This window comes from Stenotrophomonas muris (assembly GCF_052751275.1).
On record NZ_CP199879.1, the window covers coordinates 3,093,231 to 3,106,550 of the forward strand.

Sequence of the window (13,320 nt, forward strand, 5' to 3'; positions counted from 1 at the left end):
GTGGGATGGCGGGGTGGGTCCGGTTGCGGGGGACGCTGCAAGTACGTCCATGTAAGCTCGGTCGCCGCATCCATGCGGCTCACGCCCCCGCAATCGGACCCACCCCGCCTTCGACAGATTTCTGCGATCTGTCGGCAAAGCCTGGGGTCAGATCCGTTTTCCAGAGGAAAACGGATCTGACCCCATTTTCTGATTTCGAAATCTGACAGACAGTCATCCACGCATGGCGCGGATCCACCGTGTCGACCAAGGTCGACACCTACCAACAGCCGCGGCAGTCTGTCAGAGGTGGGTCGGCGTGGGGTGACAGGACCGTTGGCGCCATGGATGGCGCCATCGAGCCCCCAGGGACGGGTTTACGGCGTGTCCTGCCACCCCACGCCGACCCACCCTCCCTCAGTAAACCCGCTGTTGCTGTTGCTGTTGCTTTCGCTTTGGCCGTTGCCGTTGCTCCGGCCTCGGCGGGTGCCGGGCGCCGCCCGGCCGTAACCCCTTACTTCTTCGCGCGCGGCTGGTTCAGCGGCTCCATCGCGCGGAAGCGCTTGCTGTACTCGTCGGTCAGGTTGCGCGATTCCAGGCTGTTGCGCACGATGCTCGGGGTCAGCAGCACGATCACCTCGGAACGGCGGCTGGAGCGGCTCTTCTGCCCGAACAGCGCGCCAACTACCGGAATACGGCTCAGGCCGGGAATGCCGCTGCTGCCATCGGTGCCCGAATCCGTGATCAGGCCAGCCAGCATGATGGTGTCGCCGCTCTGCACCGCCGCTTCGGTCGACAGCTTCTTTGTGGAAATTCGCGGGTTGCAGTTGCGCTCGGTCGGATTGCAGTTGTCGGGCACGTTCGAGGCGCTGCTCACTTCCTGCACGATATCCAGGAACACCGTGCCATCGCGGGTCACGCGCGGGCGCACCTTCAGGATCACGCCGGTGTCGATGTACTGCACCGAGCTGTAGGTGCTGGTGCCCACGCCGGTGTTCACCGTGGTGGTGTTGATCGGCACCTTGTCGCCCACGTTGAGCGTGGCCTCGGCGTTGTTGCGCACGAACACCGAAGGCGTCTGCAGCAGGCGTACATCCGTGACCTTGTCCAGCGCACTTACCACCGCCGCGCCATTGTGGCCGGTGAATGCCCAGCCCAGGCCTTCGCCGCCCGTTGCGGCACCGGCGAAGCTGCTCCACGAGCCACCCGCTGCCGCCGGCAGGGTCACGCCGCCCAATGCGCCCGTCAGGGCACGCCCGGCCACGGCATTGTCAAAGAACCAGTTCACGCCGTACTTCAGGTCGCCATCCAGCGAGACCTCGGCCACCTGGGCTTCGATGTGTACCTGCAGCGGCATCACGTCCAGCTTCTCGATCACCTCGCGGATCGAGCGCCACGCCTGCGGCGTCGAGCGCACCAGCAGGGTGTTGGTTTCCTCCACCGCCGACACGCCGACGCGGTCGCCCTCCACCTCCAGGCTGACACTGACGTTGCCGGGCTGGCGCTGCGGCAGGTTCAGGCTGCCATTGCTGCTGCCACTGCCACTACCACTGGTTCCGCCCAGCGTCGAACCCAGGTTGCTGCTGCTGTTGTCCATGCCACGGTCGCCGTCGCCGCCCAGCTGCGACGGAATGGCGCCCGGTGCCAGCGAGGCCGGGCTGGAGCCGCCGCGGTTGCCACTGCTGGCGAAGGCCTCGCTGAGGCGCTCGGCCAGGTCGCGCGCCTTGATGTAGCGCAGCTCGTAGGAGAACAGGCGGGCGCTGCCACCAGCGGTGTCGATGCGATCCAGCCACTGCTGGATCTGGTCCAGGTAGCGCACCTGCGGCGTGATCACCAGCACGGCGTTGGCATTCTCCAGCGGCAGGAAACGGAACATGCCGGCGCTGGGCGTCTTGCTCTCTTCGCCGAACACCTTTTCCAGGTCGGCCGCGACCTGCTCGGCCTTGCCCGACTGGATCGGGAACACGCCCACCGACATGCCCGACAACCAGTCGACGTCGAAGATCTCGACGGTGCGCAGGTAGTTTTCCAGTTCCGCGCGGGTACCCCCCAGGGTGATCACGTTGCGGCCACTGTCCACGTTGACGATGGCGTTGGGGCGCGCGTACGGCTCCAGCACCTTCTTCATTTCGGTGGCGGAGATGAACTGCAGCGGGACCACGCGGACTTCGAAGCCGCGCGCGCTGGCCGCGGGTGCCGTGCTTGGCGCGACCGTGCCGGCCAGCGCCTGGTCGGCGGCGACGATGTTGTAGCGCCCACCGCTGTAGACCATCCGCGCGTTGTTCCAGCCCAGCACCATCTCCAGCAGGTTCAGTGCCTGCGCCGGCGATACCGGCTTGGGCGTGGCCAGGGTGACCGTGCCCTGCACGCCTGGTGCGATCACGTAGTTCTGGCCAAGCATGTCACCAAGGATGGCCTTGACCACCGCATGCAGCGATTCGCCTTCGAAGTTGAAGGTCGCCTCGCCGGTACTGGCACCGTGCAGCGCCGGTGCCGGCGCACGCGCGGCCTCGCGGTTGATCATGGTGCCGGTGCCGCGGCGGATCACCGCCTGCGGTGCCCCCTGGCTTTCACGGGCGGCATCGGCAGCGACATCGGCCGCCTGGCCGGCGTCGGCGCTGGGCGACAGATTGCCGTTGCGCTGCACGTGCGGCGCGGACACCGTACTGCAGCCGACCAGCAGCGCGAGGGCAAAGGACCAGGGAAGAAAACGCAGGTTCATGCATTCACTCTATCGGTTGGTGCCATCGCCCGGGGGCGGCGACGGTTGTTGCTGCTGTTGCTGCAGCTGGCGGCGGCGGGCCTGGATGCGCTCGCGGATGGCCTGCATCTGCGCTTCACTGGGACCGTTGTTGTTGGCCGGTGGGGTTGTTGCAGCGGCCGCCGCAGGCGCTGGTGCATTGCCAGCGGGCGACGGCGATGGGATTGCCGCGGGCGGTGGCGGCGCCGGCGGAGCGCCCGCCGAGGGCGGCACCACGATCGCACCTGCAGGCGGTGCGCCGTTGGCACCGCGCAGCACCGTCGGCGGCTCACCGCCCTGGCCGTTGAACACCGCCAGTTCCAGGACCTGGTTGCCACCGGGGCCGATCACCGTCGCCTGGCGCGGCTGCAGCGCCACCAGCTGCCAGCCATCCACGGCTTCGCCGTTGAGGCGCAGGCGCAGCGAGCGGTTCTGTTCGGTGGTGAACGTGGCCATGCCGAAATCGCCGGTCAGCAGCACACCGGTGAGGCGCAACGCGGCGCTGGCCGCCGGTTCGCTGCCACCCAGCAGATAAGGCCGCGGCCTGCGGTCTTCGGCGAACAACGGGCGCTCACCGATCGCGCTGTAGCTGTCGGCGCTGGCCATGCGCTCGGCCGCCAGCGGCGGCAGCGATGGCAGCGATGGCGCGGCGTCGGCATCACCGCCGGCACCCGGCAGCTGGCTGCCCAGCCCGAAGCCGGTCGCCAGCCAGACGGCGGCCGCCCAACCGGCCAGCGCCAGCAGGAAGCCGGTACGCAGGCTGATCTGCTCAAGCTTCATCGGCCACCTCCTGCCCTTCGGACGGTGGCGCCGGCTGCGGCGCAGGTACGGCCTCGGCCGGCGACGCGGACGGTGCCGGTGTCGCAGCGGGCGCCGGAACCGTGCCATCGGCGGCAGCGCCCGGCAGCAGATAGCCGGCCAGCTCGAAGGACACGTCCAGGCCCAGCCCCGATTCGTTCGGTGATTGCTGGAAGCGCTGCGCGATCAGGTTGAGGTTGTCGACGAACAGGCGTGGGCTGCCGGTTTCCAGGCTGTGCAGCACGGTGGCCAGTTCGGCCACCCCGCAGCGCAGGCGCACCTGCATGGCGACGCGCACGAACTCGGCGTCGCGCCGGTTGTCGGTCAGCGGCGTGCGGTTGCTGATGGTGCAGCTGCGGTTGCCCGGGCTGGCCATCGCCACCGCATCCTGCAGCCGGGCGCCCAATGCAGCGGCGGCAGCTTCGGCAGTGGCTTCGCGCAGGAAGCCTGGCCGCTGCTGCAGTGCCTCGCGGGTAGCGCGAAGGTGCTGTTCGATCTGCGGCTGCTGCTGCAGCTGCGCCTGCACGCGCGACTCGCGTTCGCGCAGGGCGGCGACATCGGCATCGATCGCACGCAGCGGCTGGGTGAACCAGGGGTGCACCAGCAGCAGATAGGCCAGGCCCAGCACTGCCAGCAGCAGTGCCAGCGCCAGCCAGCGGTCACGGCGTGCGCTTGGCATCGGCATCGGCCGCCTCCGGGGTTGGTGCGGCGGCCGGCAACGGCTGCAGTTCGGCGGTCATGGTGAAGCGGTCGCGGCCACTGGCCGCGCCATCGGCCTGCAGCACCCCGGTCAGGTTGACCTTGCGCCACTGCGGTGCGTCCTGCAGCAGCTGCACCAGCTGCGACGCCTCGCGGCTCAGGCCGATCAGCTGCAGGTTGTTGTTCTCGATCGCCAGCTTCTCCAGGTAGGTACCTTCCGGCAGGCGCCGGGTCAGTTCGTTCCAGATTTCAACGGTGCCGGCGCGCTGGCTGCGCTGCTTCTCCAGGAATGCGGCGCCATCGATCAGCGCCTGCAGCTGCGCGCGTTCGCTGGCCACACCTCGCGCACTGCGCGCGCTGCGCTCGACCTGTGCACGCAGCTCATCGGCGGCGGCCTGGCGGTTGTCGAGCAGCTGCACCGCGGCCAGTACCAGCATCACGACGGCAGCCACTGCCAGCAGCAGGTTCCAGCGTCGCATCGGGTCTGGCCGCAGTTGGCGCTGTGCGGGCGGCAGCAGGTTCACCTGCAGCACGTTGCCCTGCGCATCGATGGCATCGACGCCCGCCAGCGCATCGGCCCATGGGCCCACACTGGTGCGCCATGCGTCCAGCTGCCGCAATGGCCACGCCACCAGTTCGACCTGCAGCTGGCCCTCGCCGCCCGCGCCGAGCTCACGCACGTCATAACTGACCTGGGATGATTCGAACGGGGTCTGCCGGTCGATCTCGAAACCGACCACGGCGCGCAGGCGGTCGGCCGCTGCGGCAGGCAGGCGCAGGCTACGCCGCAGGACGTCCGTCGCCGGCAGCAGCCACACCCGCGGCAGAGTACGCAGGCGAGGCTCCAGCACGCGGTCCAGCTCCACCGGCGACAGCGGCCACGGCAGGCGCGCCACCGCTTCGCGGCGTTCGCCGGCTTCACGCCAGACCTGCAGCTGGTCGCCCTCGTGCTGCAGCAGCAGGCGTGCCTGGCCCCAGCCCAATGCCCATTGCCAGCGCACCGGCACCCAGGCCAGCAGCGACTGCCGCCACCAGCGCAGGAAACGGCCGGCGCCCGGGCCGATCCGGCCCTGCACCTGCCGCAGACTGTCCTGCCACGCCGTCATCTTGCTGTCATTCCCTGCTCCCAGCGAAGCACTGTGTAAGTCCGCCCGGGAACCCCGCCCGAGCCACTGCGTACCACTGCCTGCAACACCGACCTGCGTCCACTGCCGTCGATGGCACCGGACTCGATACTATAGGTGCCGCTGCTGCTGGCAAGCGTTGTCGTGCCGCCAGCGGAATCTGCATCACGCTCCTGCTGTGCGCGCTGCGCCATCACACTGTCCGCATCCAGGCCCAGCGCGGTCAGCACCGGCGCGCTGGCGAACTGCGGATCCGGCCGTGCCTGGCGGCTGTAGAGGGTCAGGTGCGGCAGCATCGCCCGGTACAGGGGTCCGCGCATGCCCAGGACCCGCTGCAGCTCGCCCAGGGTCTCGAAGCGCTTGTTGCGTGGGCCGTAGGGCAATCCGGCTGCGGCGTAGTCCGGCGCTTCGGCGCCACCGCCCGGTTGCAGCAGGCTGTCCTCGTCGCGCCAGTCGATGATGGCGCCGGCCAACTGCCGGGCCTGTGCATCGTCTTCGCCCAGCGCCTTGAGGAAGGCGGTCAGCAGTGCGGCGTCGGCCAGGTTCAGGTTGATCTTGCCGTTCTCGTCCAGCACCTTGATCTCGATGCTGGCGTCGTCGAACTGCCAGCGGTAGGTACGGCCATCGGCACGCCAGGGCGCCCGTTGCGGATCGGCTGACAGGCGCAGGAGGGCATATTCGAGGCCGGCGCGCGCACGTTCCTGCCCGCGTGCATCGTCATCCAGCACGCGCTGCTGCAGGTGCTCGACCCGTGCGCTCAGCGCGAACGCACCGACCAGCGCCGTCATCAATGCGATCAGCCACAGCACCAGCACCAATGCCGCCCCGCGCTGACGGCTCATCGCGTGCCTCCACTGCCACCGGCACGCAGCGCCACCACCAGTGGCGGCCACGGCGCGCCCCGGGATGGCACGATCTGGATTTCCACCAGCATCGGCAGGCGGCGGGTGTCATCCCAGCGCGGCAGCCAGTCGGTCACCTGCCCGGTGCTGGCATCGATGCCGCGATAGCGCAGCTGCACTGACTTCAGGTTGTCCACCAGCACCTCCGGCGGGCGCGGCGGATTCTCGGCGATGCGCTCGCCTTCCTGCAGCAGCACGAGGTCCAGCAGCAGGCGCTGTTGGCCACCGCGTCCGTCCACCTGCAGCGCGTGCAGGTAGGGGCCGCCACGGCCGAGGTAACCGGGCAGGTCGGCGGCGAACAGCATGCGTTGCTCCTCGCCCTGGAAGAAGATGGGTTCGCGGGTGGGGTCCGGGGCCTCCAGCGGGGTGCGCAGTGCACCCGCCAGCTGCCTGCGCAGCAACGACTCGACCGCGCGCATGCGTTCGCTTTCAGCGGCGATCTGCTCGCCGCGCTGGCTGACCGCCATCGCCGAGCGCACGCTGGCAAAGGCCAGTGCCAGGCCGCCGGCCAGCAGCACGGTGGCCAGCATCACTTCGACCAGGGTGAAGCCCGCGGCGCGCCGCTTCATCGCGCGTTCTCCAGGTCGGGCGGCAACAGGCGCAGGCTGCGCCAGTGCAGTTGTTCGCGCTCGCTGTCGCCCCAGCGCACCCGCAGCTGCAGCTCGGCCAGCCATGGGGTGCCCGCTGACGTGGCCTGCACGACGTTGCCGGCGCGTGGCTCGACCCACGGCTGGACCTGCAGCTCCCAGTGATAGCGCCCCTGTTCCCAGTCACCCTGCTGGCTGCCCACCTGCAGCGGCGCGTCGACACCGGCCTGGGCCAGCAACGACTGTGCATGCAGCACCGCACGCGTGCGCAGCTCGGCGTCACGTACCTGCTTCGCGCCACCGGACAGGCTGCCCAGCAGCAGGGTCAACGCCAGGCCCAGCAGGGCGAAAGCGACGATCACTTCCAGCAGGGTGAAGCCACGCGCGCGCCGCTTCATTGCGCCCGCCAGGGGCCGGAGCGGACCTCGCCGGTCAGCCAGCCGACGTCGACGCGCCATTCGGCACCGTCGCGCTGCAACCGGATACGGCCGCCGCTGGAGCCACCATCGGGATGGAACTCGATCACGCCCTGCCCCGCCGCGGTGGCCAGCTGTGCGGCACCTTCGAACTGCACCTGCAGCTGTGCCGGCACCTCACCGTGGCGCTGGTTGGCCCCCTCCCAGCGGCGCCGTGCCGGTTCGATCACGAAGCGCTGCGGTTCGCCGCGGGCGATCGCCTGCGCGCGCACCATGCGCAGCTGGCTGGCGATGTCCTTGCCGGCGCTGCGCAGCTGCATGCCGGCGAACCCGCGCGACAGGCCGGCGGCGGTGATCAGGCCGATCGCCGCGATCAATGCGATCACCAGCAGCATTTCCAGCAACGACAGTCCAGCCGCGCGCCTGCCGTGCAGGCGCGGGCGTGGCAACCGGCGCGGCAGGAAGTGCGTCATGCGCGGTTACGGCTGGTAGCGGATGTCAGCGTCGACGCTGCTGCCGCCAGCCTTGCCATCCTTGCCCAGGCTGACCAGCTCATACGGCTGGCCTTCGCCCGGCGCCCGGTACTCCAGTGCGTGGCCCCACGGGTCATTCAGGTCGGCGGGCTTGGCGTACGGGCCGAGCCAGCCGCCGACACCGGCCGGCGCCGTCACCAGGTCGTTGAGCGTGGCCGGCAGCTTGCCGGTGTCGATCTGGTAGTTGTCGATCTTGGAGGCGACGGTCTGCACCTGCGCCTTGGCGATGTTGGCCTTGCCACGGTCGGCGCCGCCCAGCACGCGGCTGGCGACCAGGGTGAGCACCGCGCCGATCAGCACGATGACGATGATGATTTCCAGCAGGCTCATGCCCGACTGGTTGCGCGCGGCGGTGAAGGAAAGGCGGATCGGTCGGCGACGGGCAATCATGGACGGTCCTTTCAGTTGCGGAGTGTCGGGGTTGCAGGGAGTGCCATCGTCAACCGATGGCATTGGTCAGGTCATACAGCGGCACCAGCACAGCCACGATCACCGCGCCGACCACCGAGGCCAGCACCAGGGTGATCGCCGGCACCATCGCCGCCAGCATGCGGTCGATGCGCCGGGCGCTGTCCTGTTCGAAGGTGTCGGCGGCCTTGAGCAGCATGGTATCGAGTGCGCCGGATTCCTCGCCGACCTGGATCATCTGCAGCGCCAGGCGCGGGAACCGCTTGCCGCGCGACAGGGCCAGCGACAGGCCGGCGCCGTTCTTCACTTCATCGGCGGCCGTTTCGACGTCAGCGGCCAGGGCGCGGTTGCCCAGCACGTTGCGCGCGATGCCCAGTGCCCCCAGCAAGGGGACGCCGTTGCGCAGCAGTGTGCCCAGCGTGCGCGCCAGCCGGGCGGTTTCCAGCTCGCCGATGAGGCGACCGATGCCACGCCGCTGCAGCAGCCAGCCATCCAGCGCCAACCGGAACGCCGGTTGCCGCGCCTTGCGCTCGAAGAACAGCACCAGCACGCCGGGCACCACCAGCAGCAGCACCCACCAGTCACGCACGAACAGGCCCAGCTGCAGTACCGCGTTGGTGAACCACGGCAGCGCCACGTCCAGGCTTTCGTACATCTGCGCGAACTGCGGCACCACGTAGCCGAGCAGGAACAACAGCGCGCCACCGACCACCACCAGCAGGATCGCCGGGTAGACCAGCGCGTTGATGACCTTGCCCTGCAGCGCGCGGCTGCGCTCGAGGTAGTCGGCCAGGCGTTGCAGGGTTTCATGCAGGCTGCCACCGGCTTCGCCGGCGCGCACCATGTTCACGTACAGGCGCGAGAACAGCCCATGCTGGCGCTCCAGCGCGGTGGACAGCGGTGCGCCACCGCGCACCACGTCGCGGATGTCGGTGATCGCGCGGCGCGATCGTTCGTCCTCGGGCAACCCCAGCAGGATCGACAGCGCGCGGTCCAGCGGCTGGCCGGCACCGAGCAGGGTCGCCAGCTGCTGGGTGAACTGCAGCAGGGCGGCGCCCTGCAGCGGGCGCTGCTGCAGCAGGTTGCGCCAGCTGCTGCCGCCGATCGCGCCGGCGTCGGCCAGCTGCGTCTCCATCGGCAGGTGGCCCTGGTCCTGCAGGCGCGCGATCAACTCGGCCTCGCTGGCCGCTTCCATCTGCCCATCGAAGACCTCGCCATGCGGATTGAGCGCCTTGTAGCGATAGTTCGGCATGTCAGCCCCGGCGTCCTGCACGCATCAGCTTTCCTCGGTCACGCGCAGCACTTCCTCGATGGTGGTCTGCCCGCTCAACGCCTTGGACAGGCCATCCTCGTACATAGTGCGCATGCCGGCCTCGCGGGCGATGCGCTCGATCTCGCCCATGCCATCGCGGCGCATCACCGCACGGCGCAGCGCATCGTTCATCACCAGGAATTCCATGATGGTGGTACGCCCCAGGTAGCCGGTCGGCGCCAGCGCAGACGGCTTCGGGCGGTACAGGTGGATCGGCCCTTCCGGCTGCAGGCGGCGCAGTTCGAACCGCTCGATCTCTTCCGGCGAGGCTTCGTAGCGCTCGGCGTGGGTCGGCTCCAGCCGGCGCACCAGGCGCTGGGCCAGGATGCCGTTGATGGTGGACGTGAGCAGGTAGTCCTCCACGCCCATGTCGAGCAGGCGGGTGATGCCACCGGCTGCGTTGTTGGTATGCAGGGTGGACAGCACCAGGTGGCCGGTCAGCGCCGACTGGATGGCGATGCGCGCGGTTTCCAGGTCGCGCATTTCACCGATCATGATGATGTCCGGATCCTGGCGCACGATGCTGCGCAGGGCATTGGCGAAGTCGAGGCCGATCTGCGGCTTGGCCTGGATCTGGTTGATGCCTTCGATCTGGTATTCCACCGGGTCTTCGACCGTGATGATCTTGACGTCGGCGGTGTTGAGCTGGCTCAGCGCGGTGTACAGCGTGGTGGTCTTGCCCGAGCCGGTCGGGCCGGTGACCAGCAGGATGCCATGCGGCTGTTCCAGCACCTTGCGGAACTGCGGCAGGAAGGCATCGGTGAAGCCGAGCCGGTGGAAATCGAACACCACCGTTTCGCGGTCCAGCAGGCGCATCACCACGCTTTCGCCATGCGCGGTCGGTACCGTGCTCACGCGCAGGTCCAGCTCCTTGCCCTGCACGCGCAGCATGATGCGGCCGTCCTGCGGCAGGCGGCGCTCGGCGATGTTGAGCCGGGCCATGATCTTGATGCGGCTGATCACCGCAGCGGTGAGGTTGGCCGGCGGGCTTTCGCCCTCCACCAGCACGCCATCGACGCGGTAGCGGACCTTCAACCGGCTCTCGAACGGTTCGACATGGATATCCGAAGCGCGCAGCTCCACCGCACGCTGGATCACCAGGTTGACCAGGCGGATCACCGGTGCTTCCGACGCAAGGTCGCGCAGGTGCTCGATGTCGTCGACCGCACCGCCCTCGCCATCCGCGGTTTCCACGATCGCGCCCATCGCGCTGCGGCCCTGGCCGAACCAGCGCTCGACCAGGTCATCGATCTCCGCGCGCATGCCCAGCACCGGTATCACCGGAACCCCAAGGGCCAACTGCACGGCCTGCTGTGGATAGGCGTCGTGGGCATCGGCCAGCCACAGCCGCACCCCGTGTTCATCCAACTCCAGCGGGCACACATGGAACTGCTTCAGGAAGCGCAGCGACAGCGGAAGTCCCTCGGCCAGCGCCTGCGGCGGGGCCTCCGGCACCTGCTTGCCCTCCAGCAGCGGCAGGCCCAGCACCTCAGCGCTGGCCTGTGCCTGGTCGCGTTCAGACACCAGGCCCAGGCGCACCAGCAGGCCCAGCAGACTGCCGCCGGCCTCGGCATGCAATGGCCGCGCGCGTGCCAGGTCTCCTTCCTTGAGCCGGCCGCGCGCCAGCAACGCATCCAGGATGCGGCCTTCGGCGTCGTCGGTAACGGTTGCAGCGAGCGCGTTCACGTGACTCTCCTGTCAATCGGCCCGACTTTAGCAGTTAAGCCGTGATTTCCGCCGCCCTGCGGCCACCTTTCGTAAAAAGACGAAGCCCGTCACACAGGGTGACGGGCGTCGGCCGTTCAACTACGACACGAGGTGATTACTGCGTGGCGAGAATGCTCACGCCGTTGTATGCCGCTTCGCCCACCACCTTGATGTAATAGGTGCCCGCCACCGGCTTGTTCACCCGCACCGTTTCGGACGTGCCGGGCCGGGTCGACTTGCCGTCGTTGTCGCTGGCGCTCGGCTCACGCCCCTGGGCAATGTAGACCGAGACGTTGCCGGTGCCACCGTAGGTGATCACGCTGAGCTGCTTTCCGGCGACGGCTTCGAAGCTGTACAGCTTGCTGCTGCCGGCAGCACCGTTCAGGCCGCCGACTGCGGCCTTGTTGGTCAGCGGCGTGGCCACCGGCCCGCAGTTCTCGGTGCACGGTTCTTCCAGTGCCTTGGCCAGCGCGGCCTTGGCATCCAGGATGCCGGTACCGATCGGGGTCGCCGCCGGGATGGCGACCGGGAACGGACGCGCCGTTTCCTTCAGCAGGGTACGCATCGCGGCCGGGGTCAACGGATCCTTGCCCTTGGCGATCAGTGCGCTCTGCACCAGTGCCGCAACGGCGGCCACATGCGGCGAAGCCATCGAGGTACCGCCCATGCCCATGTAGCCCGGCGTGCCCGATTCCGGCGTGGTGGCCGCATTGGAGCCGGTCTGCCAGATGTAGCCGCCCGGGTTGCCGTCGACACTGCCGCCACCGCCCGGACCGGACAGGTCCACGCGGGCTCCATAGTTGGAGTAGTAGGTGATGCCACCGGTGATGCGGGTGGCACCCACGGTCACCACGCCTTCGCAGCTGGCCGGCTGGTACTTGGACGCGTTGTCGGCTTCATTGCCGGCAGCCACCACCACCGTGGTACCGCGCGAGATCGCGCCGTTGATCGCGTCCTGGTAGGTGCTGGCGCAGGAACCACCGCCCCCCAGGCTCATGTTGATGATCTCGGCCGGATTGGTGTTGGCCGGGATGCCGGTCACGGTACCGCCGGAGGCCCAGGTCACCGCATCAGCGATGTCGGACAGGTAGCCGCCGCACTTGCCCAGCACGCGGACCGGCAGCACCTTGGCCTTGTAGGCGACACCGGCCATGCCGACGCCGTTGTTGGTCTGCTCGGCCACGGTGCCGGCGACGTGGGTGCCGTGCCAGGAACTGTCGTCGGCCAGCGAGCCGTCATAGCACTCGTTGTCGTTCTCGACCCAATCACCGTAGTCCTGCGCACCCGGCACGCGATCGTTGGTCGGGCGCCGCGAGGTCTCCGCATCGCTGATGAAGTCGTAGCCTTCCAGCAGGTTTCCGACCAGGTCCGGATGCTGCGGCAGGACGCCGGTGTCGATCACTGCCACCACGATGCCCTCGCCCTGCGAGACATCCCACGCCGCCGGTGCGTTGATGCCGCCGACCGCATTGTGCAGATGCCACTGGTTCTGCTGGTAGAAGGGATCGTTCGGCACCAGCGCCGGCTGCACGTTGCCGGCACGCAGTTCGCTGCGGCGCAGCTTCACGTCGGCTTCGGCGTACTGCACCGACGGATCGGCCTTCAGTTCCTTCAGCACGCGCTGCAGTTCGGCCGGTGCCAGGCGGCCCTGCACACGGATGAGGTCCGCACCGGTAGACAGCTTGCGGACCACCTGCGGGCCGAGCGTGCTGGCGCGTGACGTGCCGCCGGAGAGACTGGCACGGGTCAGTGCGGACTGCACGGTGGACAGCTTCGCCGAGCGGTCGGTGGCGGCAGCAGCGCCGGCCCGGTACTTGACGATGATGCGCTCGGTACCCGGCTGGGCGGTGCTGGCCTGGCGCACCGGTTCACGGGTCGGCAACCCGGCGGCGTGGACGGCACCGACCGCCGTCATCGACAGCACGGCGGCGGCAAGCACATTGATGCGAAGGTTCTGCTTCTTGATCACGTCGAATTCCTCTTCTGGGTCATGGATCGAACCAACACTGCGGCCATCATTCCTTGACGACTCCCGGCCGGCCCAGCCGGGATTGCCGTGACCTCCCCCCAGGCCCTCACTGCAGGTACGGCGCCGGCGTGGGTGGCCGCCGGCGC

12 protein-coding genes are annotated in these 13,320 nt (G+C 68.8%); all 12 read right to left on the minus strand.

Translation table 11 applies throughout. The annotated features are described in order from the left end of the window. Positions 1-493: 493 nt before the first annotated feature. The 12 genes from gspD to ACUVWL_RS14555 all read right to left on the minus strand — a co-directional run bounded on the left by gspD (position 494) and on the right by ACUVWL_RS14555 (position 13,174). The gene (gene gspD, locus ACUVWL_RS14500; protein WP_049404733.1) at positions 494-2,701 is read right to left on the minus strand and encodes a type II secretion system secretin GspD; all 2,208 of its coding nucleotides are present in this window, start codon (positions 2,699-2,701) and stop codon (positions 494-496) included. A gap of 9 nt (positions 2,702-2,710) precedes the next feature. Further along, entirely contained in the window at positions 2,711-3,499 is a 789-nt protein-coding gene (locus ACUVWL_RS14505) for a hypothetical protein (RefSeq protein WP_014645897.1), read from the minus strand. Continuing rightward, on the minus strand, positions 3,489-4,196 hold the full coding sequence (gspM, locus tag ACUVWL_RS14510) for a type II secretion system protein GspM (protein ID WP_288496538.1): 708 nt from the start codon (positions 4,194-4,196) through the stop codon (positions 3,489-3,491). The genes ACUVWL_RS14505 and gspM overlap by 11 nt, the downstream gene beginning before the upstream one ends. Further along, complete coding sequence (locus tag ACUVWL_RS14515; protein WP_014645895.1) at positions 4,177-5,322, minus strand: PilN domain-containing protein; 1,146 nt, start codon at positions 5,320-5,322, stop codon at positions 4,177-4,179. The genes gspM and ACUVWL_RS14515 overlap by 20 nt, the downstream gene beginning before the upstream one ends. Continuing rightward, positions 5,319-6,182, minus strand: a complete 864-nt coding sequence (locus ACUVWL_RS14520) for a general secretion pathway protein GspK (RefSeq protein WP_046428741.1) — start codon at positions 6,180-6,182, stop codon at positions 5,319-5,321. The genes ACUVWL_RS14515 and ACUVWL_RS14520 overlap by 4 nt, the downstream gene beginning before the upstream one ends. After that, positions 6,179-6,811 (minus strand): type II secretion system protein J, encoded by a 633-nt coding sequence (locus ACUVWL_RS14525; RefSeq protein ID WP_049404741.1) that lies wholly within the window; start codon positions 6,809-6,811, stop codon positions 6,179-6,181. The genes ACUVWL_RS14520 and ACUVWL_RS14525 overlap by 4 nt, the downstream gene beginning before the upstream one ends. Continuing rightward, positions 6,808-7,227: a type II secretion system protein XpsI gene (gene xpsI / locus ACUVWL_RS14530; RefSeq protein WP_075076486.1), complete on the minus strand. Its 420-nt coding sequence runs from the start codon at positions 7,225-7,227 to the stop codon at positions 6,808-6,810. Before xpsI ends, ACUVWL_RS14525 begins: the two co-directional genes overlap by 4 nt. Next, entirely contained in the window at positions 7,224-7,718 is a 495-nt protein-coding gene (xpsH, locus tag ACUVWL_RS14535) for a type II secretion system protein XpsH (RefSeq protein ID WP_014645891.1), read from the minus strand. The genes xpsI and xpsH overlap by 4 nt, the downstream gene beginning before the upstream one ends. 6 nt (positions 7,719-7,724) lie before the next feature. Next, on the minus strand, positions 7,725-8,168 hold the full coding sequence (gene gspG / locus ACUVWL_RS14540) for a type II secretion system major pseudopilin GspG (RefSeq protein ID WP_014645890.1): 444 nt from the start codon (positions 8,166-8,168) through the stop codon (positions 7,725-7,727). A gap of 49 nt (positions 8,169-8,217) precedes the next feature. Further along, positions 8,218-9,438: a type II secretion system protein XpsF gene (xpsF, locus tag ACUVWL_RS14545; protein WP_032956504.1), complete on the minus strand. Its 1,221-nt coding sequence runs from the start codon at positions 9,436-9,438 to the stop codon at positions 8,218-8,220. A 24-nt stretch (positions 9,439-9,462) separates the two neighbouring features. Next, on the minus strand, positions 9,463-11,184 hold the full coding sequence (gene gspE, locus ACUVWL_RS14550) for a type II secretion system ATPase GspE (RefSeq protein WP_032956506.1): 1,722 nt from the start codon (positions 11,182-11,184) through the stop codon (positions 9,463-9,465). Between the two features lie 136 nt (positions 11,185-11,320). Next, complete coding sequence (locus tag ACUVWL_RS14555; protein ID WP_014645887.1) at positions 11,321-13,174, minus strand: S8 family peptidase; 1,854 nt, start codon at positions 13,172-13,174, stop codon at positions 11,321-11,323. Positions 13,175-13,320: the final 146 nt, after the last annotated feature.

Bases quoted from the DNA above. Each gene is read 5' to 3' on its own strand.
- gspD (WP_049404733.1), bottom strand. From the start codon at position 2,701: ATGAACCTGCGTTTTCTTCCCTGGTCCTTTGCCCTCGCGCTGCTGGTC.
- ACUVWL_RS14505 (WP_014645897.1), bottom strand. From the start codon at position 3,499: ATGAAGCTTGAGCAGATCAGCCTGCGTACCGGCTTCCTGCTGGCGCTG.
- gspM (WP_288496538.1), bottom strand. From the start codon at position 4,196: ATGCCAAGCGCACGCCGTGACCGCTGGCTGGCGCTGGCACTGCTGCTG.
- ACUVWL_RS14515 (WP_014645895.1), bottom strand. From the start codon at position 5,322: ATGACGGCGTGGCAGGACAGTCTGCGGCAGGTGCAGGGCCGGATCGGC.
- ACUVWL_RS14520 (WP_046428741.1), bottom strand. From the start codon at position 6,182: ATGAGCCGTCAGCGCGGGGCGGCATTGGTGCTGGTGCTGTGGCTGATC.
- ACUVWL_RS14525 (WP_049404741.1), bottom strand. From the start codon at position 6,811: ATGAAGCGGCGCGCCGCGGGCTTCACCCTGGTCGAAGTGATGCTGGCC.
- xpsI (WP_075076486.1), bottom strand. From the start codon at position 7,227: ATGAAGCGGCGCGCGCGTGGCTTCACCCTGCTGGAAGTGATCGTCGCT.
- xpsH (WP_014645891.1), bottom strand. From the start codon at position 7,718: ATGACGCACTTCCTGCCGCGCCGGTTGCCACGCCCGCGCCTGCACGGC.
- gspG (WP_014645890.1), bottom strand. From the start codon at position 8,168: ATGATTGCCCGTCGCCGACCGATCCGCCTTTCCTTCACCGCCGCGCGC.
- xpsF (WP_032956504.1), bottom strand. From the start codon at position 9,438: ATGCCGAACTATCGCTACAAGGCGCTCAATCCGCATGGCGAGGTCTTC.